The organism is Cytobacillus sp. FSL W8-0315 (genome assembly GCF_038002905.1).
Classification (GTDB): domain Bacteria; phylum Bacillota; class Bacilli; order Bacillales; family Cytobacillaceae; genus Cytobacillus; species Cytobacillus pseudoceanisediminis.
Genome location: NZ_JBBOOC010000001.1, coordinates 3,979,165 through 4,001,395, shown reverse-complemented (window position 1 = coordinate 4,001,395; position 22,231 = coordinate 3,979,165). Strand labels below are relative to the sequence as shown.

General features: G+C 37.7%; 27 protein-coding genes. 26 read left to right on the top strand and 1 reads right to left on the bottom strand.

Annotated features, from left to right (window positions below):
* Positions 1-354: 354 nt before the first annotated feature.
* Positions 355-516 carry an aspartyl-phosphate phosphatase Spo0E family protein gene (locus MKY20_RS20580; RefSeq protein ID WP_341002838.1) on the bottom strand — a complete coding sequence of 54 codons (162 nt, stop codon included), beginning with the start codon at positions 514-516 and terminating at the stop codon, positions 355-357.
* 330 nt (positions 517-846) lie between these two features.
* On the opposite strand from MKY20_RS20580, the gene MKY20_RS20575 reads away from it, so the two are divergent.
* The 26 genes from MKY20_RS20575 to MKY20_RS20450 all read left to right on the top strand — a co-directional run bounded on the left by MKY20_RS20575 (position 847) and on the right by MKY20_RS20450 (position 22,194).
* Positions 847-1,059, top strand: coding sequence for an XtrA/YqaO family protein (locus tag MKY20_RS20575; protein ID WP_341002836.1), 213 nt, complete (start codon positions 847-849; stop codon positions 1,057-1,059).
* A gap of 94 nt (positions 1,060-1,153) precedes the next feature.
* Positions 1,154-1,924 (top strand): spr1630 family ClpXP-sensitive toxin, encoded by a 771-nt coding sequence (locus tag MKY20_RS20570; RefSeq protein ID WP_341002833.1) that lies wholly within the window; start codon positions 1,154-1,156, stop codon positions 1,922-1,924.
* 25 nt (positions 1,925-1,949) lie between these two features.
* The gene (locus tag MKY20_RS20565) at positions 1,950-3,140 is read left to right on the top strand and encodes a spr1629 family repressor/antitoxin (RefSeq protein ID WP_341002830.1); all 1,191 of its coding nucleotides are present in this window, start codon (positions 1,950-1,952) and stop codon (positions 3,138-3,140) included.
* An 82-nt stretch (positions 3,141-3,222) separates the two neighbouring features.
* Complete coding sequence (locus tag MKY20_RS20560; RefSeq protein ID WP_341002827.1) at positions 3,223-3,693, top strand: LuxR C-terminal-related transcriptional regulator; 471 nt, start codon at positions 3,223-3,225, stop codon at positions 3,691-3,693.
* 231 nt (positions 3,694-3,924) lie between these two features.
* Complete coding sequence (locus tag MKY20_RS20555) at positions 3,925-4,305, top strand: hypothetical protein (protein WP_341002825.1); 381 nt, start codon at positions 3,925-3,927, stop codon at positions 4,303-4,305.
* Entirely contained in the window at positions 4,306-4,818 is a 513-nt protein-coding gene (locus tag MKY20_RS20550) for a hypothetical protein (protein WP_341002823.1), read from the top strand.
* 78 nt (positions 4,819-4,896) lie between these two features.
* Positions 4,897-5,091 carry a hypothetical protein gene (locus MKY20_RS20545; RefSeq protein ID WP_341002821.1) on the top strand — a complete coding sequence of 65 codons (195 nt, stop codon included), beginning with the start codon at positions 4,897-4,899 and terminating at the stop codon, positions 5,089-5,091.
* Between the two features lie 327 nt (positions 5,092-5,418).
* Entirely contained in the window at positions 5,419-5,745 is a 327-nt protein-coding gene (locus MKY20_RS20540; protein WP_341002820.1) for a hypothetical protein, read from the top strand.
* A gap of 82 nt (positions 5,746-5,827) precedes the next feature.
* Positions 5,828-6,562 carry a phage terminase small subunit gene (gene terS / locus MKY20_RS20535; protein ID WP_341002818.1) on the top strand — a complete coding sequence of 245 codons (735 nt, stop codon included), beginning with the start codon at positions 5,828-5,830 and terminating at the stop codon, positions 6,560-6,562.
* Entirely contained in the window at positions 6,543-7,844 is a 1,302-nt protein-coding gene (locus tag MKY20_RS20530; RefSeq protein ID WP_341002816.1) for a PBSX family phage terminase large subunit, read from the top strand. Before terS ends, MKY20_RS20530 begins: the two co-directional genes overlap by 20 nt.
* A 13-nt stretch (positions 7,845-7,857) precedes the next feature.
* Positions 7,858-9,360, top strand: a complete 1,503-nt coding sequence (locus MKY20_RS20525; RefSeq protein ID WP_341002815.1) for a phage portal protein — start codon at positions 7,858-7,860, stop codon at positions 9,358-9,360.
* Entirely contained in the window at positions 9,360-10,460 is a 1,101-nt protein-coding gene (locus MKY20_RS20520; protein ID WP_341002813.1) for a phage minor capsid protein, read from the top strand. The genes MKY20_RS20525 and MKY20_RS20520 overlap by 1 nt, the downstream gene beginning before the upstream one ends.
* Positions 10,461-10,559: 99 nt before the next feature.
* Positions 10,560-11,144, top strand: a complete 585-nt coding sequence (locus MKY20_RS20515) for a phage scaffolding protein (RefSeq protein ID WP_341002811.1) — start codon at positions 10,560-10,562, stop codon at positions 11,142-11,144.
* Between the two features lie 13 nt (positions 11,145-11,157).
* A complete protein-coding gene (locus tag MKY20_RS20510; RefSeq protein ID WP_341002809.1) occupies positions 11,158-12,138 on the top strand; it encodes a major capsid protein in 981 nt (326 codons plus the stop codon).
* A gap of 17 nt (positions 12,139-12,155) precedes the next feature.
* Positions 12,156-12,359, top strand: coding sequence for a hypothetical protein (locus tag MKY20_RS20505; RefSeq protein ID WP_341002806.1), 204 nt, complete (start codon positions 12,156-12,158; stop codon positions 12,357-12,359).
* Between the two features lie 2 nt (positions 12,360-12,361).
* A complete protein-coding gene (locus MKY20_RS20500) occupies positions 12,362-12,736 on the top strand; it encodes a hypothetical protein (RefSeq protein WP_341002803.1) in 375 nt (124 codons plus the stop codon).
* The gene (locus MKY20_RS20495; RefSeq protein WP_282171808.1) at positions 12,730-13,068 is read left to right on the top strand and encodes a putative minor capsid protein; all 339 of its coding nucleotides are present in this window, start codon (positions 12,730-12,732) and stop codon (positions 13,066-13,068) included. Before MKY20_RS20500 ends, MKY20_RS20495 begins: the two co-directional genes overlap by 7 nt.
* Positions 13,065-13,415 carry a minor capsid protein gene (locus MKY20_RS20490; protein WP_341002796.1) on the top strand — a complete coding sequence of 117 codons (351 nt, stop codon included), beginning with the start codon at positions 13,065-13,067 and terminating at the stop codon, positions 13,413-13,415. Before MKY20_RS20495 ends, MKY20_RS20490 begins: the two co-directional genes overlap by 4 nt.
* A gap of 20 nt (positions 13,416-13,435) precedes the next feature.
* Positions 13,436-13,834 carry a phage tail terminator protein gene (locus MKY20_RS20485; protein WP_341002793.1) on the top strand — a complete coding sequence of 133 codons (399 nt, stop codon included), beginning with the start codon at positions 13,436-13,438 and terminating at the stop codon, positions 13,832-13,834.
* Between the two features lie 12 nt (positions 13,835-13,846).
* The gene (locus MKY20_RS20480; RefSeq protein ID WP_341002792.1) at positions 13,847-14,299 is read left to right on the top strand and encodes a phage tail tube protein; all 453 of its coding nucleotides are present in this window, start codon (positions 13,847-13,849) and stop codon (positions 14,297-14,299) included.
* A 35-nt stretch (positions 14,300-14,334) separates the two neighbouring features.
* Positions 14,335-14,718 (top strand): hypothetical protein, encoded by a 384-nt coding sequence (locus MKY20_RS20475; protein WP_341002791.1) that lies wholly within the window; start codon positions 14,335-14,337, stop codon positions 14,716-14,718.
* A gap of 5 nt (positions 14,719-14,723) precedes the next feature.
* The gene (locus MKY20_RS20470; RefSeq protein ID WP_341002789.1) at positions 14,724-15,326 is read left to right on the top strand and encodes a Gp15 family bacteriophage protein; all 603 of its coding nucleotides are present in this window, start codon (positions 14,724-14,726) and stop codon (positions 15,324-15,326) included.
* 4 nt (positions 15,327-15,330) lie between these two features.
* Positions 15,331-17,670 (top strand): phage tail tape measure protein, encoded by a 2,340-nt coding sequence (locus MKY20_RS20465; RefSeq protein WP_341002788.1) that lies wholly within the window; start codon positions 15,331-15,333, stop codon positions 17,668-17,670.
* Positions 17,667-18,413, top strand: coding sequence for a distal tail protein Dit (locus tag MKY20_RS20460; RefSeq protein ID WP_341002787.1), 747 nt, complete (start codon positions 17,667-17,669; stop codon positions 18,411-18,413). Before MKY20_RS20465 ends, MKY20_RS20460 begins: the two co-directional genes overlap by 4 nt.
* A complete protein-coding gene (locus MKY20_RS20455) occupies positions 18,414-22,016 on the top strand; it encodes a phage tail spike protein (RefSeq protein WP_341002784.1) in 3,603 nt (1,200 codons plus the stop codon).
* Complete coding sequence (locus tag MKY20_RS20450; RefSeq protein ID WP_341002782.1) at positions 21,994-22,194, top strand: hypothetical protein; 201 nt, start codon at positions 21,994-21,996, stop codon at positions 22,192-22,194. Before MKY20_RS20455 ends, MKY20_RS20450 begins: the two co-directional genes overlap by 23 nt.
* The last annotated feature ends 37 nt before the right edge of the window (positions 22,195-22,231 follow it).

Below are 22,231 nucleotides of genomic sequence, written 5' to 3'. Positions count from 1 at the left end.
AATAAATTGTACTCCTAAGATTTATTTCTGTTTGAATTAGAATTGTAAATGTACTTAACCATTTGCATAGTTCTTAACCCCAATATTGTAATAATCAATGTATAAACTGTGGTTAATGCGATAGCTGTATATCCTAAATATGTAATATTCCCTGTGGTTTTGGAAAATCTCATAATAAAAAACTCCTTTTATTAGTCAATTTATAGTTATCTTAACCAATATGTAAGAAATATTGCATGAATATTAATCAGTGTAATATTGAAACGCGAAAAATGTTGAGAAACAAAATGATAGATGTGTTAAGAAATAAAATAAACCCCTAATTGGGGTCAGATAAATTAAGTTCTTTAAATATTACTTCTTACATTTGGACTGGAACCTAAAAATTAGCTCGTCCAGTATCTGACTATGTTTAATTGTCTCTGGATGTTTCAATCCTTTATTAATACCGGTTTCAATAAGTGCTTTTCTATAAAATTGAATCTTTTTTCTAAGTCCATGACAGTAATGACACATTAACTTGCTCCTTTATATGATAAAAGACCTAGAATAATTATTACAAATTATGGATGAAAAAAGAATGATTTCGACAAAAGTTCTCAAAAAACGACAAATCATTAGTGGGACAAAATAAAGATTCAGTAAAAATAGTAAAACCCATGAGTTCGGTCCCGGCGGTTAACTCATGGGTCCAGCGAGATGGAGTAAACCATCTATTTAATTATAAGATGCCTCTCGAGGTGAAAACAGTGAACTTTCAGTGAATTTTTAATAACAGAAGTAGAGGAGAAATGACAAAAGCCAGGATTTCTCCCAGCTTAAATTATATTATGGGAGGGAATCTGAATGAAAGAAGCTGCTAGGCTAAAAACAATTGAAATAAACCCTAAGACAAACAGACTAGAAATAGATATAACGAACTGTCCAGGAAGCTACGTTGTAATTATTAGTGAAGGTAAAGCTAAAGTGCGAAAATTACCAAATTACGGAGAATATAAAATAATTACTCACCAAGGTAAGGTTAAAAGAATGAGAAAAGAAGAAGGTGAAGAGTACTAAATAATTACAATTACTTTAAAAAAAACATATACAAATCATATTTTCTTTAATAAAATTATAAAAAGGATTATCCTTAGAAAATATGGAGGTGTATATGAACATGATGGAATATAAATTAGCAAAGGAATTAAATCAAAAACTGGTGGATGGCATTTTCGACGGCTACCGCGAATACTTAGATGTTCGTCGTGAAAAAGCTAAAACTTTAAAGGTTAGTGGTGCATATGCTTGGGTTAAAGGGAACCATATAGATCACCATGTAGCCCTTTCTTGTGAGTCCTATGGGGTAGAAAGTATTCTAGCAAAAGCAGGACTAACCTGGCAATACCTTCAATTCATACATGAAGACGAGAATGTATTGTTCATTGTAAAAAACGCTCGATATTTTAATGCAGAACAAGTAGATCATGGCAGAGATGCAATGGGGAGAACTCGTACTAAAAAAATTTCTTATATGGAGGAATTAATGCAAATTAATTCTGAAGTTGATTTTAATTATATTCCATCTGATTTATATGAAACTTCTACACAGCTTGAGTTGGAATTAATAGAAGATGTTCGCCTAAATGAAAGTGAGAATAAAGAAATATCAAAAATTAAATCTAATTATGATAGATTTTATATCATTACATATAAAATCGATGAAGGTCAACAAATTGAAGAAATACGACTATGGATGCCTAATCCTGTTAATAATAAAGCATATCTAATCGAAGATTTAACGACCTATATTAATGTGTCACATACAATTGAAATTGATAGTGATTTAAAAACTGTTTTATCAAATTCTGGGGAGTCAGAATCTTATCCAGATGCACATGCATTTGGTATTGTATTAGATGATGTAAAGGAGAAGGATAATTAGGTCTTTAAATAAGGAGGTATAGCCTGTGTTTATCGGTAAAAGTTTGACCAATATTCGAGTCCTCAATGATTTAAGTAGGAATCAATTGGCAGAAAAGCTTGGTGTAACTGAGCAGGCTATTTGGCAATATGAGAATGGATATATGTCTCCGAAACTAGAAGTGGTAAATAAATTAAAAACAATTTTTAACGTAAAGTCGTCTTATTTTTATAACTCTGATCTTGTATCTAAAGCTGACTTAACCAATATAAATGTGGAAAATATTGCGTATCGTTCAGAGGCAATTAATTCCTTAAATAAAACTCAAAGTGAATTAATGCATATAAGATTTATTGACGTTTTCTTAAAAAAAGTTGAAGAAAAAATTGCTTACCCCAAAAATTATCTTGTAGGATTGCGAAATGACATTATCTCATTCATAAAAGAAAATTCTGAAATGGATAGGGATATTCAGATTAAAAATATTGCAAAAATAGCACGAATTAGAATTGGTTTAGACGAAGATTCGAATAAAAACTTACTTTTTTTACTTGAAAAGGCCGGGGCTTTTGTATTAGAAAAAGAAATTAGTAATACAATTGATGCTTATAGTTTATGGACTGAAGATGATAGACCATATATTATGTTGGGGTCTTTAAAAAAATCTGCTGTAAGAAGGAATTTTGATTTAGCACATGAATTAGGTCATTTACTTTTGCATTATAAAGTTGAGTTTTTAAGGCAGGATAAGAAATCCTATAAAACCCTTGAAGATGAAGCAAATTTATTTGCTTCAGAATTTTTGTTACCGGAGAAACAATTTAAAGAAGACTGTAAAGGTATAGCCAAGGTCTCAAATCCAGATGCTTATATAGATATTAAGCAGAAATGGCAGGTTTCTTTGCAAGCTATTGCAATTAGAGCCTTTAGGTTAGAAATTATTGATTATCAACAATATCGTTATTTTTTTATGTCTATTAATAGGAAAGGTTATAAGTTTCAGGAGCCTTTAGATAACGAAATACCAATAGAGCATCCAATGAAGATAAAAAGCATTCTGCAATTACTTTTCGATAAAAATATTTATTCAGTTTCAGGCTTAATGGATGAATTAAAAGTAGACATAAGTTTTTTCTCTGATTTAACTGGAATCGAAGAAAACTTCTTTTACAACCATCGAAAGCAGGAAACCAAAAGATTTTCTGTAAGTGAGTTAGGACTAAAAAATGTTAAATAATCCTACCAGTCATCTGGAGGACACTGAATGAACGCTTTGGCGTTTGTTTGGTGTCCTTTTTTTATTAAAAGGAGTGTTTTCAATGAAAGAAGCTGCCAGCAAAGAACAAATTGAATCCATTCTTAAGGATTATCATTGGATGATAAAATCAATTAAAGTACTTCGACACTCAATGAAAGATGGAGGAAATGGGCTCACAGCCCAATATGGAGATGCAGCTGGGATGCCTAAGGCTCAAGGAAGCACAAGTGATCCTGTATATAGAGAGGTTGTACGGAGGGAAAGAAGATACTCGATTATTCGGAAGTACGAGGATAAGATTTCGGTCATTCAAGATAGGATGCACGTTATTACTGATGAAAGGGAAGGAGAGGTACTTCATTGGTTACTTGAGGGGAAAAGTTATCGATGGATTGCTATGCATATGGGACTGTCTCATACCCAAATCGGACGTATTAAAGATTCGATTGTTAAGAAAATGAGTGAATATGTTCCAAATGGGACAATCGGGACAAATGATACGAAATTGCTAAAGCATAAATCTGCTTGCTAAAATTGAAGGCAGGACGGGGAGGCGGGTAAACATATATATCCACTACAATAAACCTTAATATTAGAAGGATATTTACATTGTTTTGACGAATGTTATTAATATCAGAATATAACAAAAAATCGAAAACGCCATATAATATGGTATTATTTAGTGGATTTTAATAACGTGGCGGTGTACAAGTTGAAATTGTTCTTAATATTGATTAGCTTATGTATAATGTATAAAGGAGTTATGGATACTGGTGATCCAAAAGGGTTGTTCAGTTCAACTGGGGTATTCTATGCCATGTTGTTATTGGATTATTACAATCAAGCTTATAAATTCACTAACTCCTTCTTGAGATTTGCAAGGTTTATGATGATGCTATTTTCGGGAATTAGTATTTTAGGAATAATGGATTTTTTTACAATCCGAGAAATCGAGAATCAATTTTTTGTATCGTTCTCTGATTCAATGAGATTAGGATCTGCAGGGATTATAAACGTGCATTTGTTGTTTGGCATTATGGCAGTAAAAGCTGCGCTATTTGCTGGATTAGAATGGGTTTTTAGTATAGAAGAGGAAGATAGTGCTAATAATGTTAAAAAATTCCCAAAGAAGAAGGGGGCTTAAATGATGCTATCATTTTTAATTGTTATAAGTATTGCTTCCATAGTCGGAATGCAAATGGGTGTTGTTGCTGTACTTAAAAACAAAGGTATAGCCTCAAATAGAGCGATATCTTATTCCTTCATTCTTTATTTAATGCCTTTTATTTTGTTTTTGGCGCATTATAAATTATATAGAGAGCGTTATTCCTTGTTGGAAAAATCTAAAAAGGACTTAAAGCTAAGCGAAAAACAATATGCTTACTTAAAAAAGCAAATTAACAGTAGATATTTTAAGTTTATTGTAATTGGTGGAGGAATTCTTGATATTCTCACCCCAAAGGATAATATACTTATTCTTGTTAAATTTGCAGTGGAATACGACCGTAAAATGGTTCGTAAACACATAATAAGTAAGGAAAGTCTTATTGATAAGATAGGAATGATTGGTATTTTTAAGAAAACTTTCAATTCTATTAGTGACCTAATGAAAGATCATGCAGAATATGAGACTATTCTTAAACGATACGCTCATTAAAAGCATCCCAATTGGATGCTTTTTTATTTGCAGGAAAATATCTCCTTTTGTCGAAATATCATTATAGGAGATGATTGTATGGATACAGAACACAAGAGAAACTTTCATTTGTATATTAAAAAAGAAGAGAAAGAATATGTTTGTGCTGATTGTGGAAGTTATTCAATGGGAACTCATAAGATTAGCTACACAAGTGAATTTCATGCTGAGGTATTATTGAAATGTAAACATTGCGGATGGGAATGGGAAAGAGAGATAACATACTTTGATTAATCGTCCTTTAGAATACTCATTTTTATGAACAAAGAGAAAAACCCTCACTTTGCAGGAGGATTTTTCTTCGCCGTATATAAAAATGATATAGTCAGACCAGCGGCAACTGTCAACTGAACTTCCAAATTTACAACGACTTCCATAGTTAACTGTAACGTAAACATATAGCATCACCTCAAATAAAAGTCACCCATGCGAGTGCTAGGCACACACTACGTGGTATATCTGAGGTTAGTAAAATAGTAACATAAAAAGTTAATAAATGGTATACTAAGCAGGAAAATATCTCCTTTTGTCGAATGATTGTTTAAAAGGAGGTGGGTGTAAATGACAATTACTATAAGGGAACGGAAAGAATTAAGAATACAGCTTTTATTTAATCTATACGAATATTACTATCAAAATAATGGAGTATCTAAAAAGCTTACAAGAGAAAATCTCCAGGAAAATAAAGAAGTGGATTTAGCTTACCAATATTTAGAGAACAAAAATTTGATACATGTAGATCGTCAAGGGTCTCAACTCTTTATTAAACCAACTGTGTCAGGTATTGATTTTGTAGAAGAGAATCATCCTGATAGGAATAAAGTTAAGACGAATAACGAGTCCCAAGAACCTGACAATACAGCTCAGGCATTATTGGATTGGTTATAAGGAACATCAAGCATCCTTCGGGGTGCTCTTTTTATTTGCTCCAAATCAAACACAATTACATGGAGGTGGCAGGTGATGTAGCATGGCTGAGAAATATATCCAAGCAGAGAAAGATTATGTCAAAGGCATGAAGTACAAGGATATTGCTGATAAATATCAAGTATCACTGAATACCGTAAAGTCCTGGAAAAAACGATATGGATGGAATCGTGATAGGGGTGCACCCAAAGAAAAAGGTGTGCACACAAAAAAGAGGGGTGCTCCTAAAGGTAATATTAATGCAAAAGGAAATAGAGGAGGAGCTGCACCAAAAGGGAATTCAAATGCAGTTACACATGGTTTGTTCTCTAAGTTCCTTCCAGAAGAATCATTAGAAATCATGAACCATATGCAGGAGTATTCTCCAGCTGATTTAATCTGGGATCAAATACAGATTCAATATGCTGCCATTATTCGAGCACAGAGAATTATGTTTGTTGAAAATAAAGAAGATATAACAAAGGTCTTAAAAAAGAAAAAGGACTCAAATTTTTGTGAAGAAAGAGAATGGGAGTATCAATTTGCTTGGGATAAACATGCTAACTTTTTAAATGCTCAGTCCAGGGCAATGGGAGAGCTGCGATCCCTTATTAAGCAATTTGATGAGATGGCACACATGCATGATGAGCGCAGGCTGAAACTTGAACTTATGAGGGCTAATATTGAGAAAACAAAAGCTGAAATCAAACAAGAGGGCGGAGATGCCAGCAAGGTCGTTATCGTTAATGACAAAGAGGCAATGAGGAAGGCGTTAGAAAATGACAGTCAAAACAATTAATGTCATGGAATTAATGAACGTCAATTTCTTTTCCCTATGGATTGCTGAACAGTCCCATATAGTCGCTAAAGGCGGCCGTTCCTCCATGAAATCCTCAGTAATTAGTCTAAAGCTTGTAGTCGATTTTTTGGAAGATGACTTAGGCAATGTAGTTTGTTTAAGGAAAGTAGGAAAATATCTTTCTACATCTATTTACGAGCAAATTAAATGGGCCATATACATGTTGGGTGCTGAGGATGAGTTCTATTTCGGAAAGTCTCCTCTCATAATTCGTCATAAGGCCACGAATACAGCCTTTTATTTTTATGGTGTTGACGATCCAATGAAGATTAAGTCAGCCAAAATAGCAAAAGGCTATGTCATGGCACTGTGGTTTGAGGAAGCAGCAGAATTTGCTGGTGTGGAAGATATTGATATTGTAGAAGATACATTTATCAGGCAAGAGATTGAAGGAAAAGAGGTTAAGGTCTATTTCTCCTACAACCCTCCCAGAAATCCATACAGCTGGATTAATGAGTGGTTGGATACTAAAGCCGGGGATGATGATTATTTCATTCATCATTCAACCTATCTGGATGATAAAAAAGGTTTCTTATCCGAGCAGATGATCCGGAAGATTGAGAAGTACAAAGAAAATGATGAGGATTACTGGCGTTGGATGTATGCCGGTGAGGTTATTGGTCTTGGTGACATGGTTTATAACATGGCTCATTTTAAAGAGATTGATGAGCTGCCGAAAGATGATGATATTGTTCTTATCGATATTGCTATTGATACCGGGCATCAGGTCTCTGCTACAACATACCTGGCCTTCGGATTTACGAAAAAACGAAATGTAATTTTACTTGATACCTTTTACTATAGCCCGGAAAACAAAGTCGAAAAAAAGGCTCCAAGCGAGCTTTCAAAGGATTTAAAAGAATGGATGGATAAAATCCAGCAAACCTATAATCGGCACTTTGATCAACAAACCATTGATTCTGCTGAGGGAGCTCTGAGGAACCAGTTCTATAAAGACTATGGCATTAGGCTTCACCCAGTAGCCAAGAAAAAGAAAATAGATATGATTGATAACGTCCAAGACTTATTAGCTCAGGGGCGTTTTTTTGTGCTTAAAACAGCAGCCAATGAGATTTTCCTTACTGAACATAAGAAATATCAATGGGATGCTGATACCTTGCAGAGCGATGATCCTAAGGTCATAAAGATTGATGATCATACATGCGATGCCTTCCAGTACTATGTTCAGGATAATTTAAGGAAGCTTGGATTGAAATATTAAGGCGGTGAGACCAATGTTTAAAAACATGCTGGCCCGCATAAGGCAGGTGATGTACAGAGTGGGATTAATTAAAGGCATTAAAAAGCTGGCTGATCACAAGGACATCCAGATTAATGAGGATTTCTATAAAAATATTGGGAATTGGAAAGCTCTCTATAAAGGGTATTTTAGCGAATGGCATGATATCAAATATACAACGATTTCTGGGCAGAAAAAACGCCGTATGGCTTCCTTGAACATGCCGAAGGTGGTTTCACAGGAGCTAGCCACATTAATCTTTAATGAGCGCTGCGAGATAAATATTTCAGACAAGACTTTGTCTGAGAACATTCATGATGTCTTTAAGAATAATAATTTCGTTAAGAAATTTCAGGATTACTTAGAATACCAGTTTGCTATGGGTGGCATGCTGATCAAGCCTTATGTAGAGGATGGAAAATTAAAGCTCTCCTATGTAACAGCTGATTGTTTTATCCCGATTAGCTGGGACCATAACACCATTCGAGAGGCTGTTTTCATAAATGAATTCTCTAAGAAAGGAAAGAAATACACTCACCTGGAATGGCACCTGTGGGATGGGGAGACCTATCTAATCCGGAATGAAGTCTATGAAAATAATCCAGGTGAGGAATTAGGGGTTAAGGTTCCACTGAAGCAATTTTTCCCGAATCTTGAAGAGGAGATTAGGATATCCAATTACAAGCGACCGGGTTTTGTCTACTTTAAGCCAAACATAGCCAATAACTTGGATACTGCAAGCCCATTGGGAATATCTATTTTCGCTAATGCACTTGATACGCTGCACTCCTTGGATATCGCTTTTGACTCCTATCAACGGGAATTCAAGCTTGGGAAAAAGAGGATCTTAGTACCGGATACAGCTATTCAAACCGTTATTGACCCACTAACTGGTCAGATGCACCGTTATTTTGATGCCGAAGATGAAGTTTACCAGGCAATGGCTCTTGGCGATATGGACGCCAATAAAATAGCAGACATTTCAGCAACACTTCGAGTAGAGGAACATATTTCAGCTATCAATTCCTTGCTCAATGTCTTGGCAATGCAAATAGGCTTCTCTTCAGGTGCATTCACTTTTGATGGCCAGGGAGTTAAGACAGCAACAGAGGTTGTTTCGGAAAACTCTAAGACTTTCCGTACGAAGCAAAGTCATGAAAACCTCATTGAAGCAGGCATTCAGGAACTAGTCGAATGTATCATTCAGGTCGCTGAGCTATATCAGTTATTTAGTCGGCCAGAAGGAGAATATGAAGTTACAGTTGCTTTTGATGATTCTATAGCTGAAGACCTGAATGCAGAGATTGCAAAGCAAGTTCAGTTGGTTACCAATCAGCTGACTTCTAAGAAAAAGGCGATTATGAAAATCCATGGCTTTTCAGAAGAAGAAGCTGAGCAGCTACTGAAGGAAATTGCAGAAGAAAATGCAACAGCAACGGCTGAAGCAATTGATTTCTTTGGTCTTAATAAAAATAGAAAAGACCAGGGTGAGACTTAATGGAACCACTAAGGCAACAGCAATTAACAATGCCTGTTATCGAAGTCTTTCTATCCATCGAGGAAGAAATTCTCATAAACATTGCCAAAATCCTAAAACAAGGAAAAAGCCTGCTGGAAGAAGATGTAGAAAGGTGGCAAACCGAGAAGCTTGGTCAATTAGGAAAATTAACACAACAAAATATTATAACTATAGCTAAATATGCGGAACTATCGATTGAAACAGTGACAGCTATGCTTGAAGAAGCCGGATACGATTCTGTCACTGATTCAGAAATGGAACTGATTGAAGCTGTTGCCCAAGGAATTTTGCTGCAACCTCCTTTACCAAAAGAAAGCCCTGTTCTTGAAGCGGTCTTAGTGTCTTTTCAAAGGCAAGCAAGGGAAACTTTCAACCTGATCAATACAACCATGTTAGATCAATCACAGCAAATATATTTAAATATCTTGAATGAAACAACAGGAAAAATCCTGGCAGGCACAAAGACGCCAAGACAAGCGCTAGCAGAGACAGCTGCAAGGTGGGCAGAACACGGGGTTCCTGCTCTTATTCGAAAAGATGGGGCCAAGATGTCAACCGAAGCCTATGTATCAATGGTTACTAGGTCTATGTCAAACAGTGTTGCCAATGAAATGCAATTTGCTCGAATGGATGAATACGGGGCAGATTTAGTTGAAGTCAGTTCCCATATGGGAGCAAGGCCAAAATGTGCAAAGTACCAGGGGAAAATCTTTTCAAGATCAGGGAGCAGTAATAAATACCCTCCTCTTTCATCTACTAGCTATGGCGAACCCGATGGACTAAAGGGGATTAATTGCCGACATGTTTTTTATCCCTATATTGAAGGTTTTTCAAAGCGTGTCTATAGGCCTTACCCAGCTGCAGAAAACAGGAAGATCTACGAAGAAAGCCAGAGACAGAGGCACTTGGAGAGGAAAATCAGGAAAGCTAAAAGACAATTAGCCGTTGCTGAAGCCCTGGGTGAATCTGAAGCCATTGATGCTGCTAAAAAGAAAGTACGGCAGCGACAAGCTAACATGAGAGATTTTATTGACGATACTGGCCGAACAAGGCGGTATGAGCGAGAAAAGGCTTATTAATAGTAGTGCGTCTTTTTAAAGGTTAGACGCCATAAAGAAACGGAACCTTTTGCGTGAGGTGTGACACGTTAAAAAACATTAAAAAGGAGATTAATATAGATGGATTTAAAAGAATTACTTGGTGAAGAACTTTATAAGAAAGTCATGGAAAAAGTGGGAGATAACAAGATTGCGATTGTTTCTGATGGAAATTGGATCCCGAAAAGCAAGTTTGATGATGCCCTTGGTAACGCAAAGGATCTTAAAAAACAGCTAAAAGATCGCGACTCTCAGCTTGAAGATCTTAAAGCCAAAGCTACAGGCAATGAGGAATTAACAGCCAAGATTCAAGAACTTACCGACTTAAATAAAAAGACTGTTCAAGACTATGAAGCCAAGATCCAAGATCAGGCTTTTAATTTTGCCCTTAAAACGGCATTAACGGGTGCTAAGGCCAAGAACCCTAAAGCAGTTGAAGCTCTTTTAAATAAGGATTCTATCAAGCTGGATGGAGATAAGCTCTTGGGCTTGGAAGATCAGTTGAAAGCATTGCAGAAAAGCGATGCTTATTTATTTGAAACAGAGCAGCAGCCAAGTAAGCCAACATTTTCTCATGGCCAGCACCAAACGACTCCAGCTGGTGAGCCTAGCACCCTTTTAGATGCATTAAATCAAAGGTTTTCAACAACGAATAATAAAGATTAGGAGATGATTGTTCATGCCAATTACTTTAGAGCAAGCAAAGGTTGGAATGGCAGACCATATTGACCAACAGGTTATCGATGAATTTCGTCGTGCTTCCTTCCTTTTAGATCAGCTAACATTCGATAATGCTGTTTCACCTGGTACAGGTGGATCAACTTTAACATACGGTTACACCCGTTTAAAAACGCCTTCAACTGCTGGATTCCGTGAGATTAACAGCGAATACACAGCAAACGAAGCAGACCGCGAGAATCACTACGTAAATCTTAAAATCTTTGGGGGAGCGTTTAAAATTGACCGTGTAATTCAAGATACAAGTGGTCAAATCAACGAAATGAACTTCCAAATGCAGCAAAAGATTAAAGGGGCTGCCAATCTGTTTCATTACACTGTAATTAATGGAGATTCAGCTGTCGATTCCAAAGCATTTGATGGATTAGACAAGGCGCTTACTGGTTCTAATACAGAATTAAATACTGAGTCTGTTATTGATCTTTCAGATGAAGCAGGCTTAGACAGCAAGAAGTTTGCTTTATTGGATGAAATCGATAATTTCTTAGCTGAACTTGATGGCCGGCCAACTATTCTGATGGGGAACAGCAAATTAATCACCAAAATCAAATCGGTGGCTCGCCGGGCTGGTTACGCGACTAAGACAGAGGATGGCTTTGGACGCACAGTAACAGGGTATGATGGAATCCCACTGATTGATCTTGAGTATTTCTATGACGGTACTTCAACCATTCCAGTTGTTCCAATCGTTAACCGTACGGTTGGTACTGAGCAAACAGGGTTAACAGATCTTTATGCTGTTTCTCTTGGAATGGATGGATTCCATGGAGTTTCACCTACTGGTAATAAAGTGATTCGTACTTTCTTGCCTGATTTTAACTCTCCAGGAGCGGTTAAGACTGGCGAGGTTGAAATGGTGGCAGCTGTTGCCCTTAAGGCTACTCGAAAAGCCGGTGTTCTTCGTAACATTAAAGTTCAATAAAGAAGGGAGCTTTTTTTATGGCTAAAATTAAAAGCCCGAATCCTAATTACAACGGGAATAGCGCTTCCCTTCTATTTATTAATGGAGAAACTGAAACCGATAATAATTGGTTGATCGAGTGGTTTAAGAATAAAGGTTATACGGTTGAGGAATCTAAAGAGCCTAAAAAGAACTCCGGAAAAACGGAAGCTAAAAAGCCTGATGGTAAGAAGGATGAGTAGTCGTGCCTTATATTGATCAGGATTTTTATAATGATATATACAAAGGTATTCCAATGGATACTGAAACCTTCACAATGCTAGAAAAAAGGGCTTCAGATGTCGTTGATGTGCTAACAAATTATCGCTTAGCCGGGGTAGACCTTTCACATAAGCCAGAACTAATTCGAACCAATATTAAAAAGGCGGTTGCAGCCCAAATTGAATATATGTATTCAGAAGGTGGGGAATTGTCAGTTCATGGCGGTTCCCCTTCTTCAGTTAGTATAGGCGGTTTTAGTTATACAGAAGGATCCGGTGTGAAAGTAGTTTCTGAAATGGCCCGCAGCTATTTAAGGCCAACGGGATTGCTGTACATGGGAGTTGAGGTTAGATGCTAAGAATCCGACCGATTCCCAGGAATCTCTTAATTCATGAAGCTATTTATGAACAGTTTGAAGCAAATGGGCGGTATGGTGAAACCTATTTGCCTGCCGTTACCCTAAAAAACATTAGAATCAACTTTGAAAAGAGTTTTAACCGTTCAACTGATACTGAAAGCAAAAATGTTAAAGCCTTAATGTTTTTTGACCGAAGAAATTCAAGCGCAACAGGTGAATTCGAATTTAAGGAAAAATCAAAGGTGATATTCCAGGGCGAAACAATGCAAGTTCAGCGGGTTAATCCTCTATATACCGACACCCTTCATCATTATGAGGTGGAGTTAATATGATCAGTTTCAGCGTGAATTTGGACTTGGGGAATATCCAACAACGGGTTGAAGAAGCGGTAGGTGCTGGGCAGAAACAGCTGGATCAAGAAGTTTTAAAGGGTTCAAACTATTTCATTCCTAAAGATACCGGCGAACTTGAACGTTCAGGGGTTCGGGCTTCACAAATCGGAAAAGGGAAGATTATTTGGGATCAGCCATATGCCAGAAAGATTTATTACAATCCACAATATAACTTTTCCAAAGATGCAAACCCAAATGCACAGGGCCTTTGGTTTGAAGCTGCAAAAGCCAGGTTCTTTAGTGATTGGGTGCACTTGACACAGCAGGCCGTTAATCGGCACTTGTAAGAAAGGGGTGGATTTCCCCTATGCCTTCAGATTTCATTGATGACATGGCAAATCATATAGAATCAAAATTTACCTTGTTCGATTCTTTGACTGTTGATGTTCTGCCAGAAGAACTGAATGCAATTACCATTAGGCGAACGCCTTCTTCACCAATTGGGCGATATCTGGACAGTTCAAGAGAATGGGTAATTGCCTTTCAAATATTGGTGAAGCACCAAAACCAGGGGCAAGCCATTGATACCATAACCGAATTAACCGTATATCTCGATGAATTAGTGCCAAATGCAATTATTCCTGCTGATGGATCCTATCAATTTATTAAGTCAGAGATTTATACAATGCCTATTTTGGTTGAGAAAGACAGCCGGGGCAGTTATATCTATTCAGCATTATTTAATGCCACTATAACTAAAAATTAGGGGGGATTATGAATGGCGGGTTTTGAACTCAATTCAGCACACAAATTTGAAATTGATACAGCACAGGATATAAGCGGAACTGCTTCAACTTATGAGCGGGTTGCAGCTGGTATCAACACATTCGATCCACAATGGAATGAAGAAATTGACCAAACTCCTTATTTTGATGGTGATGGGTTCGGTTCTTCTGATGTAACAAGCGCACAATTAGTAATTGCCTTTGAGGGCCACAGAAAATATGGTGATGCTGCACAAGATTTTATTGCTGGCCTTCAAATTGAAATGGGAGAAGCACGAAAAACTAATTTCCGTTGGACTGAACCTGACGGGGGATCCTTTGAAGGTTGGGCAACTATTGCAAATATAGTTGCAGGATCAGGAGCTGCTAATGAAAAAAGTACATTCAGCTTTGAGGTGCATTTCAATGGAAAACCAACTTACATGCCTCCAACAACAGGTGCTTAATTAATCAAAACTACCTGACAAAAGGGAGCAAAACAATGGCAATCAAAATTGATGTTCAAAAAACATATGAAGAAGTTGAGATTGCAGACAAGATTTATAGAATGTATCTCAATGATGAGAAACTGAGGGAATATGACAAGGTCTTTAGAAAGTTCCGTAAAGAGTCCCTGAAAATGAGCGAAAGGGATTATTCCAAAATGACGGATAAAGAACAAAAAGCAGCAGAAAAAGAGAATTACGAAATTATGTTTAGAGTTGTGGAACTTCTTTTGGGTGAAGGATCCTTTGAAAAGGTGTATGCAGATACCGGGAAATCATTGCTTGTTATGGCTGATATAATCATGCAGCTGATGGAAGTAGTCGGAAAGAGAATGCAGGCCTTTAAAAAGAGAGAAAAAGCCTATTACACAGGGAAATAAAGCTTATGAAACTTACGGAAAGATTTATAGATGAAACAGAATTTCAAGGCCAAATAATTAAGCTAAATCTTGCCTTTGATAATGTTCTACGGGTTTCTGAACTCCTATCTGATGAAACGTTTTATGAAATAGAAAAGCTTGAAATTCTATTTGAAATGCTTGTGAAAAATGCCTATGAATTGGAACTCTCTATTTTCGAGATAAGTCAATTGATAGGCTTTCTTTTTGACGAAATTCTATTTCCTAAGAAAACTGAAAACGGTGGTAAAAGCTATTTTGATTTTGAACAAGATGCTGCCTTTATTTATGCTTCGTTCCTCCAAGATTACAAGATTGACCTTTTTGAAATGCAAGGCAAACTGCATTGGCAGAAGTTTTTGGCATTATTAGATAGCTTATCTGATAATACGAAATTTAAAGAGGTTGTGGCAATTAGAGCGCAGAATATCCCTGCACCTACTAAATACAACCAGGAAGAACGGAACAGGATTATTGAATTGAAGCGGATCTATAGGCTCAAAAATGAAAGGCCTTCCCTTGAAGAAGCTGATGCAACTTTAACAGCGATAGGTAACGCGTTAAAGAAATCCTACAAAAAGGGTAGGTGAAAACATGGCTTCGAGTGATGGGCGCATTGTCATCAATACAGAAATAAACACTAATAACGTGGAATCAGGGCTTCAGCAGATTGAAAACCGGGTACAAGATGTAGCTGACAGAATGGGATCCATTGGGGAAACCATGTCCAAGGCCGTAACGGTTCCTCTTACTGCAATGGGAGCTGCTGGGATTGCTGCTGCAACTTCCGTTAGTGATGCACAAGCGAAAATAAGAAATAGTTTGGGACTTACCAAAGGAGAGGCTGAAAAACTAACCCAAACAGCCAAAAACATTTATACAGCGGGATTTGGTGAAAGCCTTGATGATGTTTCAAACGCCTTGATTCAAACCCGGCAAAATATCAAGGGATTAGATCAAGAAGAACTTGAAACCGTAACAAAATCAGCCATGAACTTGGCCCAAACCTTTGATGCAGATGTAAATGAGGTTACAAGGGCTGGAGGAAACCTGATAAAAGGGTTTGGAATTTCTGCAGAAGAGGCATTTGATCTCATGGCACATGGGGCGCAGAACGGACTGAACTTCTCTAATGAAATGTTCGATAATCTCAGCGAATATGCGCCTTTGTTTGCTGAAATGGGCTTTTCTGCTTCTGAATACTTTCAGCTGTTAGAACAAGGCAGTAAAGCTGGAGTGTATAACCTCGATTACATCAATGATGCAATGAAGGAATTTCAAATCAAAATTAAAGACGGATCCAAATCAACTTCTGATGCTATGGGCCAAATGTCCAAAAGTACACAGAAGGTATGGAAGGATTTCCTAGCCGGTAAGGGTACGGTTAAAGACGTTCACAATGCAGTCATAGCGGAATTAAAAGGAATGGATGATCAGGTTAAGGCCAATGAAATAGGGGTTGGCTTGTACGGGACTAAGTGGGAAGATCTTGAAGCAGATGCCATGTATGCCCTTGGGAATATTGATGGAGGGGTCAAAGGAGTCAAAGGTTCCATGGATGAAATGAACCGGGTAACTGAAGAATCCTTTGGAACCAAGTGGAAGCAATTCACAAGGGAAGCTTTGATTGCCCTGGAGCCTTTAGGGAAAGTTCTTTTAGACTTTGCCATGGCAGTTCTCCCGTATGTCTCCCAAGCAATCCAATTTGTTTCTGATGCCTTTGCAAAAATGGATCCTGTTATGCAGGCAATAACTGTTGGAATCGGACTAATAGCAGCTGCAATAGGCCCGTTTTTAACCGTATTAGGGGCAATGATTGGTCCACTAACAACAGCCTGGCAATGGTTATCTAAAGTAAAGGCGATATTCCCGTTAATCAGAACAGCAATGCTTGCACTCACAGGCCCGGTTGGTATTATTTCGGGAATCGTTGTAGCTTTAGCACTCTTAATCTATGAAAATTGGGATTCTATAAGCAAATGGACAACTGAAAAATGGGGACAGGTAAAAAACTTCCTTTCTAACATGTGGAGTTTAACCAAGATTTTATTTGAGCAATCCCTAAAGTTCATATCTGATTTCATAGATAAAACTTGGAAAGCTATTAAAACAGTAACAGAAAATACGTGGAAAGGAATAAAAACATTTTTCTCCAATACTTGGCTGGCCATGAAAAACACTGCAAATAATGTAGCTGAGAATATAAGGAGCTATGTTTCTGGAAAATGGCAAGCGTTAAAGGACAAAACAAATGAAATATACAATTCCATAAAAACCAAAATACAAAATACTTGGAATGAAGCAAAGGGAATTGTCCAAAACACAGCTGAAGCCATACGCAGAACTGCTATTGAAAAATTTGTTGCTTTAAGGCAAGGGGTTCAAGAAAAGCTTTATGAAGTCAAACAGAAGATCATGGACATATGGAATCAGGCCCAAGATTGGCTAGAAGGTGTTGATCTTGAATGGATAGGGCGAAACATCATAAGCGGTCTTATTCGTGGATTGTGGGGCATGTTTGGAAGCCTAATGGACACAGCCAGAAGCATTGCGAAAAGCATAGCAAACAAGATCCAGAGTGCTCTAGATATTCATAGCCCTTCAAGGGTAGCTATTGAATTAGGTTCATTCTTTACGGAAGGTTTAGAGGATGGGCTTTTAGCAAGGGCAAAACAGCTGATGAAAGCAGCAACCCAAGTAGGGGAAACTGTTGCAATCGGCACAAGGAAACCTTTGCAAGATGCCAGGTTAGACATTTCCAAGCAGAAAGTTCATTCTGCACAAACTGCTTCAAGTGCTGCAACAGGAGTGGTCAATAAAACCATTCAGCTAATTATGCCTAATGTCCGAACTGAAAATGATGCAAGGTGCATTTCTCAAAAACTAGCAAGCTTAGAAAGCAGGTCTTTACGTGTAGGGGGTGTTAGCCCATGAGTTGGGGATTTTCCTTTAATGGGATTCATTCAACATCAAAAGGGATAAGAATCTCGAATATACAAGGTCGTGATACACTCCCTGAGATTGAAAGCCGAACGGCACAAGCTCCATCAAAAAATGGGGTTCATTACTTTGGTTTTCGGTTTATGGAGCGGAGAATAACGGTTGAAATTAACCTTTTCGGTGCTTCTCTTTTTGATTTCAGAACAAAAATAAGGGATTTGGCTTCGTGGCTGAATCCCAAAAATGGACCACAAGAACTGATTTTCGATGATGAAACTGATAAGAAATATTATGCGGTTGTAACCGAAAATACAGATTTTGAAGGGATATTTGCAAAGCGGGTGGCAGAAATTGAATTCCTTTGCCCGGATCCATTTGCTTATTCCATAACAGAAAGTTCTGCAACGATTTCAAACGATTCTGCAACAATAAATAATACAGGAACGGCAGAAGCATTTCCTATAATCACTGTCGATTTTTCAGCTTCAGCTACTGAATTAAAGATTGAAAAGAATTTTAATGAATTTCTACGGATTGTGCGTAATTTTGTGGCTGGCGATGAAGTTGTGATTGATTGTCAAGTTGGCACAATTACTTATAACGGCAAAACAAACTTAATTACTGCACTTGATATTAATTCAGATTTTTTCTCTTTGGATCCAGGAGATACAACATTAACTGTTACGCCTGCTGGGGTTAGTACAGTAAGCCTTGTTTATGTAAGAAGGTGGCTATAAATGAACAAACTTTTTATATTGGATGGACAATCTGAAGGGCTTCTTGCTGTGTTACAAAATGACAACAGCAACAAATGCCCTTTTTTTGATGCCATTCACACAGAGCAATTAAATAAAGATCATACTTTTGAGTTTTCAGTTCCCGCAGATCATGAAGCGACTGCACACGTGAAAGAAAACAATCTTGTCACATTCAAAGACGAAGATGGAGATTTTCAGTTATTCCAGATTTACAAAATCGAAGAAGAACACAACGGAATTGAAATTGTCACAAAAGCTTATGCTGAACATGCTTTCTTTGAAATGAATGATGATATTATCGAGGACTTGCGAACCGTTGACGGAACAGCAGACAGCGCTATGACTGATGCCCTTTCTAAGAGCCGGTTCAAAAAAGGAACTGTTGCGGATCTCGGCCTAAGAACAACAAATTTTTACTATGAATCTGCCATTTCTTCAATTCAGAAGATCATCAGTACATGGGGCGGGGAACTAAAGAAACGCATAAACTTTGACGGTTCAGCCATTATAGGGCGTTTTGTGGATCTCCTTGCAAGGCGGGGAGCTGATACCGGGAAACGGTTTGATTTCACAAAAGACTTGGTTTCTGTAAAAAGGACTGTTGATGCTTCTAACATTAAAACGGCCTTATATGGGCGTGGGAAAGGCGAACAGACAGAAACAGGAGGCTATACAAGGCGTTTAACCTTTGCAGATGTTGTTTGGAACGGTTCCGGGCTTGATCCTGTTGATAAACCTTTAGGCCAACAATGGGTTGGGGATCCGGTGGCCCTTGAACAATTTGGGCGCATTGATCCAGACACAGGCAAGAAAGTGCACAGGTTCGGAGTCTTTGAGGATGGAGAAGAAACAGATCCTGAAGCTTTATTGGATAAAACATGGAATGCCCTTCAAGGCACAAATACACCAAGAATCACTTATGAAATGAATGTTTTAGATTTGGAGCAAATCACAGGACTTTCACATGAGAAAGTGCGCTTGGGTGATACTGTCCTTGTTATTGATAAAGAATTCACGCCAGCTTTAAGGGTTGAATCCAGAGTGATAGAAATCAAACGGGATTTAGTAAACCCTGAAAACACAGAAATTATCCTTGGGAACTTCCTTCCGTTGTTTACTGATCTTGCTTCAAGATTGAAAAGCATAGAAAGCAAGGTAGATGGGAGAACCGGGGTTTGGGATGATGGTGTCGGGGAAATTAATGATTCTGACTTTGCCGATATTACACCAAAAAAACCTGTCGTAACAGCAACGGGAGCATTTTCTAAAGTCATTATTGAATGGGATGCAGAGTTTAGAAGCTATATCAAAGAATATGAGGTTTTTGTTTCAACTGTTCCTGGCTTTACTCCTGATGATTCAAACCTTGTGGCCCGGACTGTCGCCAGTGTATTCACATATGAAGGCGCACCAAATCAGCAATATTATGTGAGAGTTAGAGGGGTAAACAGGGCAGATGCAAAAGGGCCATTCTCTGACGAAAAGTCAGCGACAACAGCCCGGATTGGTTCTTCTGATCTTGCTGACTTACTTGTGACAGCCGAAAAGTTAGCAGAAGGGGCGGTTGGAAATAACAAGCTTGATAGAACTTCAGCAAACAAGATTGTCATTGATTCAGCAGATATTAAGAAAGCTGCAGTTGGATCAGCGGCCATTGCAGATTTAGCCGTCGGAACCGGGCATATACAGAATCTTGCTGTAACGAATGGGAAAATTGCAAATTTAGCTATTGATACTGCCAAAATAGCGGATTTGGCCGTTACAAATGCAAAAATTGGCGATATAAGCGCATCTAAAATCACTTCAGATTATTTAAACGTTGCAAGAATTGATGTTAGGGCGCAACTTGGGGCCAACATTTCAACAGCAGAAGAAGGATTATATGGGTATATGAGGCCCGTCACATTAAATGGGGAAACGTGGTTCCAATGGAGCGCTTTAAATACTTGGATTTATCTTATGGAAAATACGGATGAAGCCCAATATAACAGGCCGGTTCCAAATGATGGGGATGAAGTTGCATTTGATTTCATGTTATATGCACAAAACTCAGGAACAGCGCCAAGCCTAACAATGACAATCAGAGTTTATTTTGAAGATGGAACTTCATATATACAAACTTTCTCACTAAGCAGTATTGTTTCTGTTCCAGCTAATACAGCAAAACGGTGTCAATTTTCAAGAAAGATTCCTGAAAATGCTTACTCAGGTAAAAAACCTACCTATTGGGAAGTTTATTTTTACACTTCTACTTCTGCCACTAAGCTATATGTCCGGGAAACAGACGTAAGAATCAGGCTTAGAGGGAACTTAATTGTTCAAGGTGATATAGAAGCCAAGAACCTGACAGCCTGGGAAGGTTTGAACGTCAATAATCAGTTTATTGTCGATATAAACGGAAATGTTAGTTTTTCAGGTTCTTTGACTGCCGGGGTTGAAATCAATTCCCCAAATATCAATTCAGGGAAGATAAAACTTGTTGGAATGTATTCAAGGCTTGAATGTACCGATGGGGTAAATGTAGAAGAAGAAGCTGTAGTAAACAATGGGTATATTAGGCAGTCAAATTACTATACAGCCGGGGATAGATCTTCATACAGAGAAACAACAATGTTCAATGGATACATTAATTCAAAGATTTCTCCAGATTTAGAAGCGACTTTGAGAGATACAGTGATATTTGGAGATTTACCATATGAATACAAGTATTATCCGAAAGAGACAAAGATAATGCCCGGATTGATTGATAATTCGGGAGTTGATTTTTCAGGAATTGCAGCGGAAACGGTTCCGAGATTGAACGGATCACACGATGAAACCTACATGGCATACCCGTTATATTTAAGAGCTGACAGGGTGGGCATAGGAGATCTAAGCCCATTAGATCCAAATAGTGAACTTTTGCTTGACATAAGAGGAGCTTCAAGTGCAAACATGAGCGATGTTGTGATATCAGGACAAAACTCGATGCACTTCAGGTTGATTGGGACTAATCAGAAATACATTGAAATGCACAATAAAACTGTTATAAATGCTGATTCCGATTTATTGCAGCTTGTCGGAAGTACGCATTGTTATATTGAATTTTTTAAAGAAGATCACTTTTCAAGAAGCGCATATATGGGATTCGGAAGTGCTTCAAGCAACGGTTTCACGCTCAGAAATCAAATATCAGGCGGGGAACTGACCCTTGTAGCCGGATCTGGTGGGATTGTTAATATTCCGAGCAATGACTTGAAAGTACGTTCAACCACTTATACTTCTGATGAAGAACTAAAAAGTGAAATTGAATTGTATACCAAATCTGCACTAAAAGAAATCCTTGCAACTCCTATTAAACAGTATTACTTACAAGGTGATGTTCCAGGAGTTGATCAAAAGCGTCTAGGTATCATGTATCAAGAAGCGCCTGTGGACATTGTTACACCACAAAAGTCATTGGACGGGTATGCAATGGACGTAATGTCTTTTAAAGCCATTCAGGAACTTCATGCAATGCTTGTGGATGCTAAAGCAGGAATTAATGAACTAAAAGCAATTTATGAAGGGATGAATTTAAGTGGAGCAAAACCAACAAATTAACATAAATCCGTTTATTCAAAATGAAATGGGACGGCTCAACTATGAAAATATACTTTTAAAAGCTCGGCTTGATTATGCAACGAAAATGAATCAGGAGTTATTGCAAAAAGTTCAAGAACTTGAAAACAAACTTATTGAATCCAAGGAAGTCAAGGATGTAGAAGAACCTAAAAATTAAGGGTTCTTTTTTATTGCCTTCAAAGGAGGGAATTTAG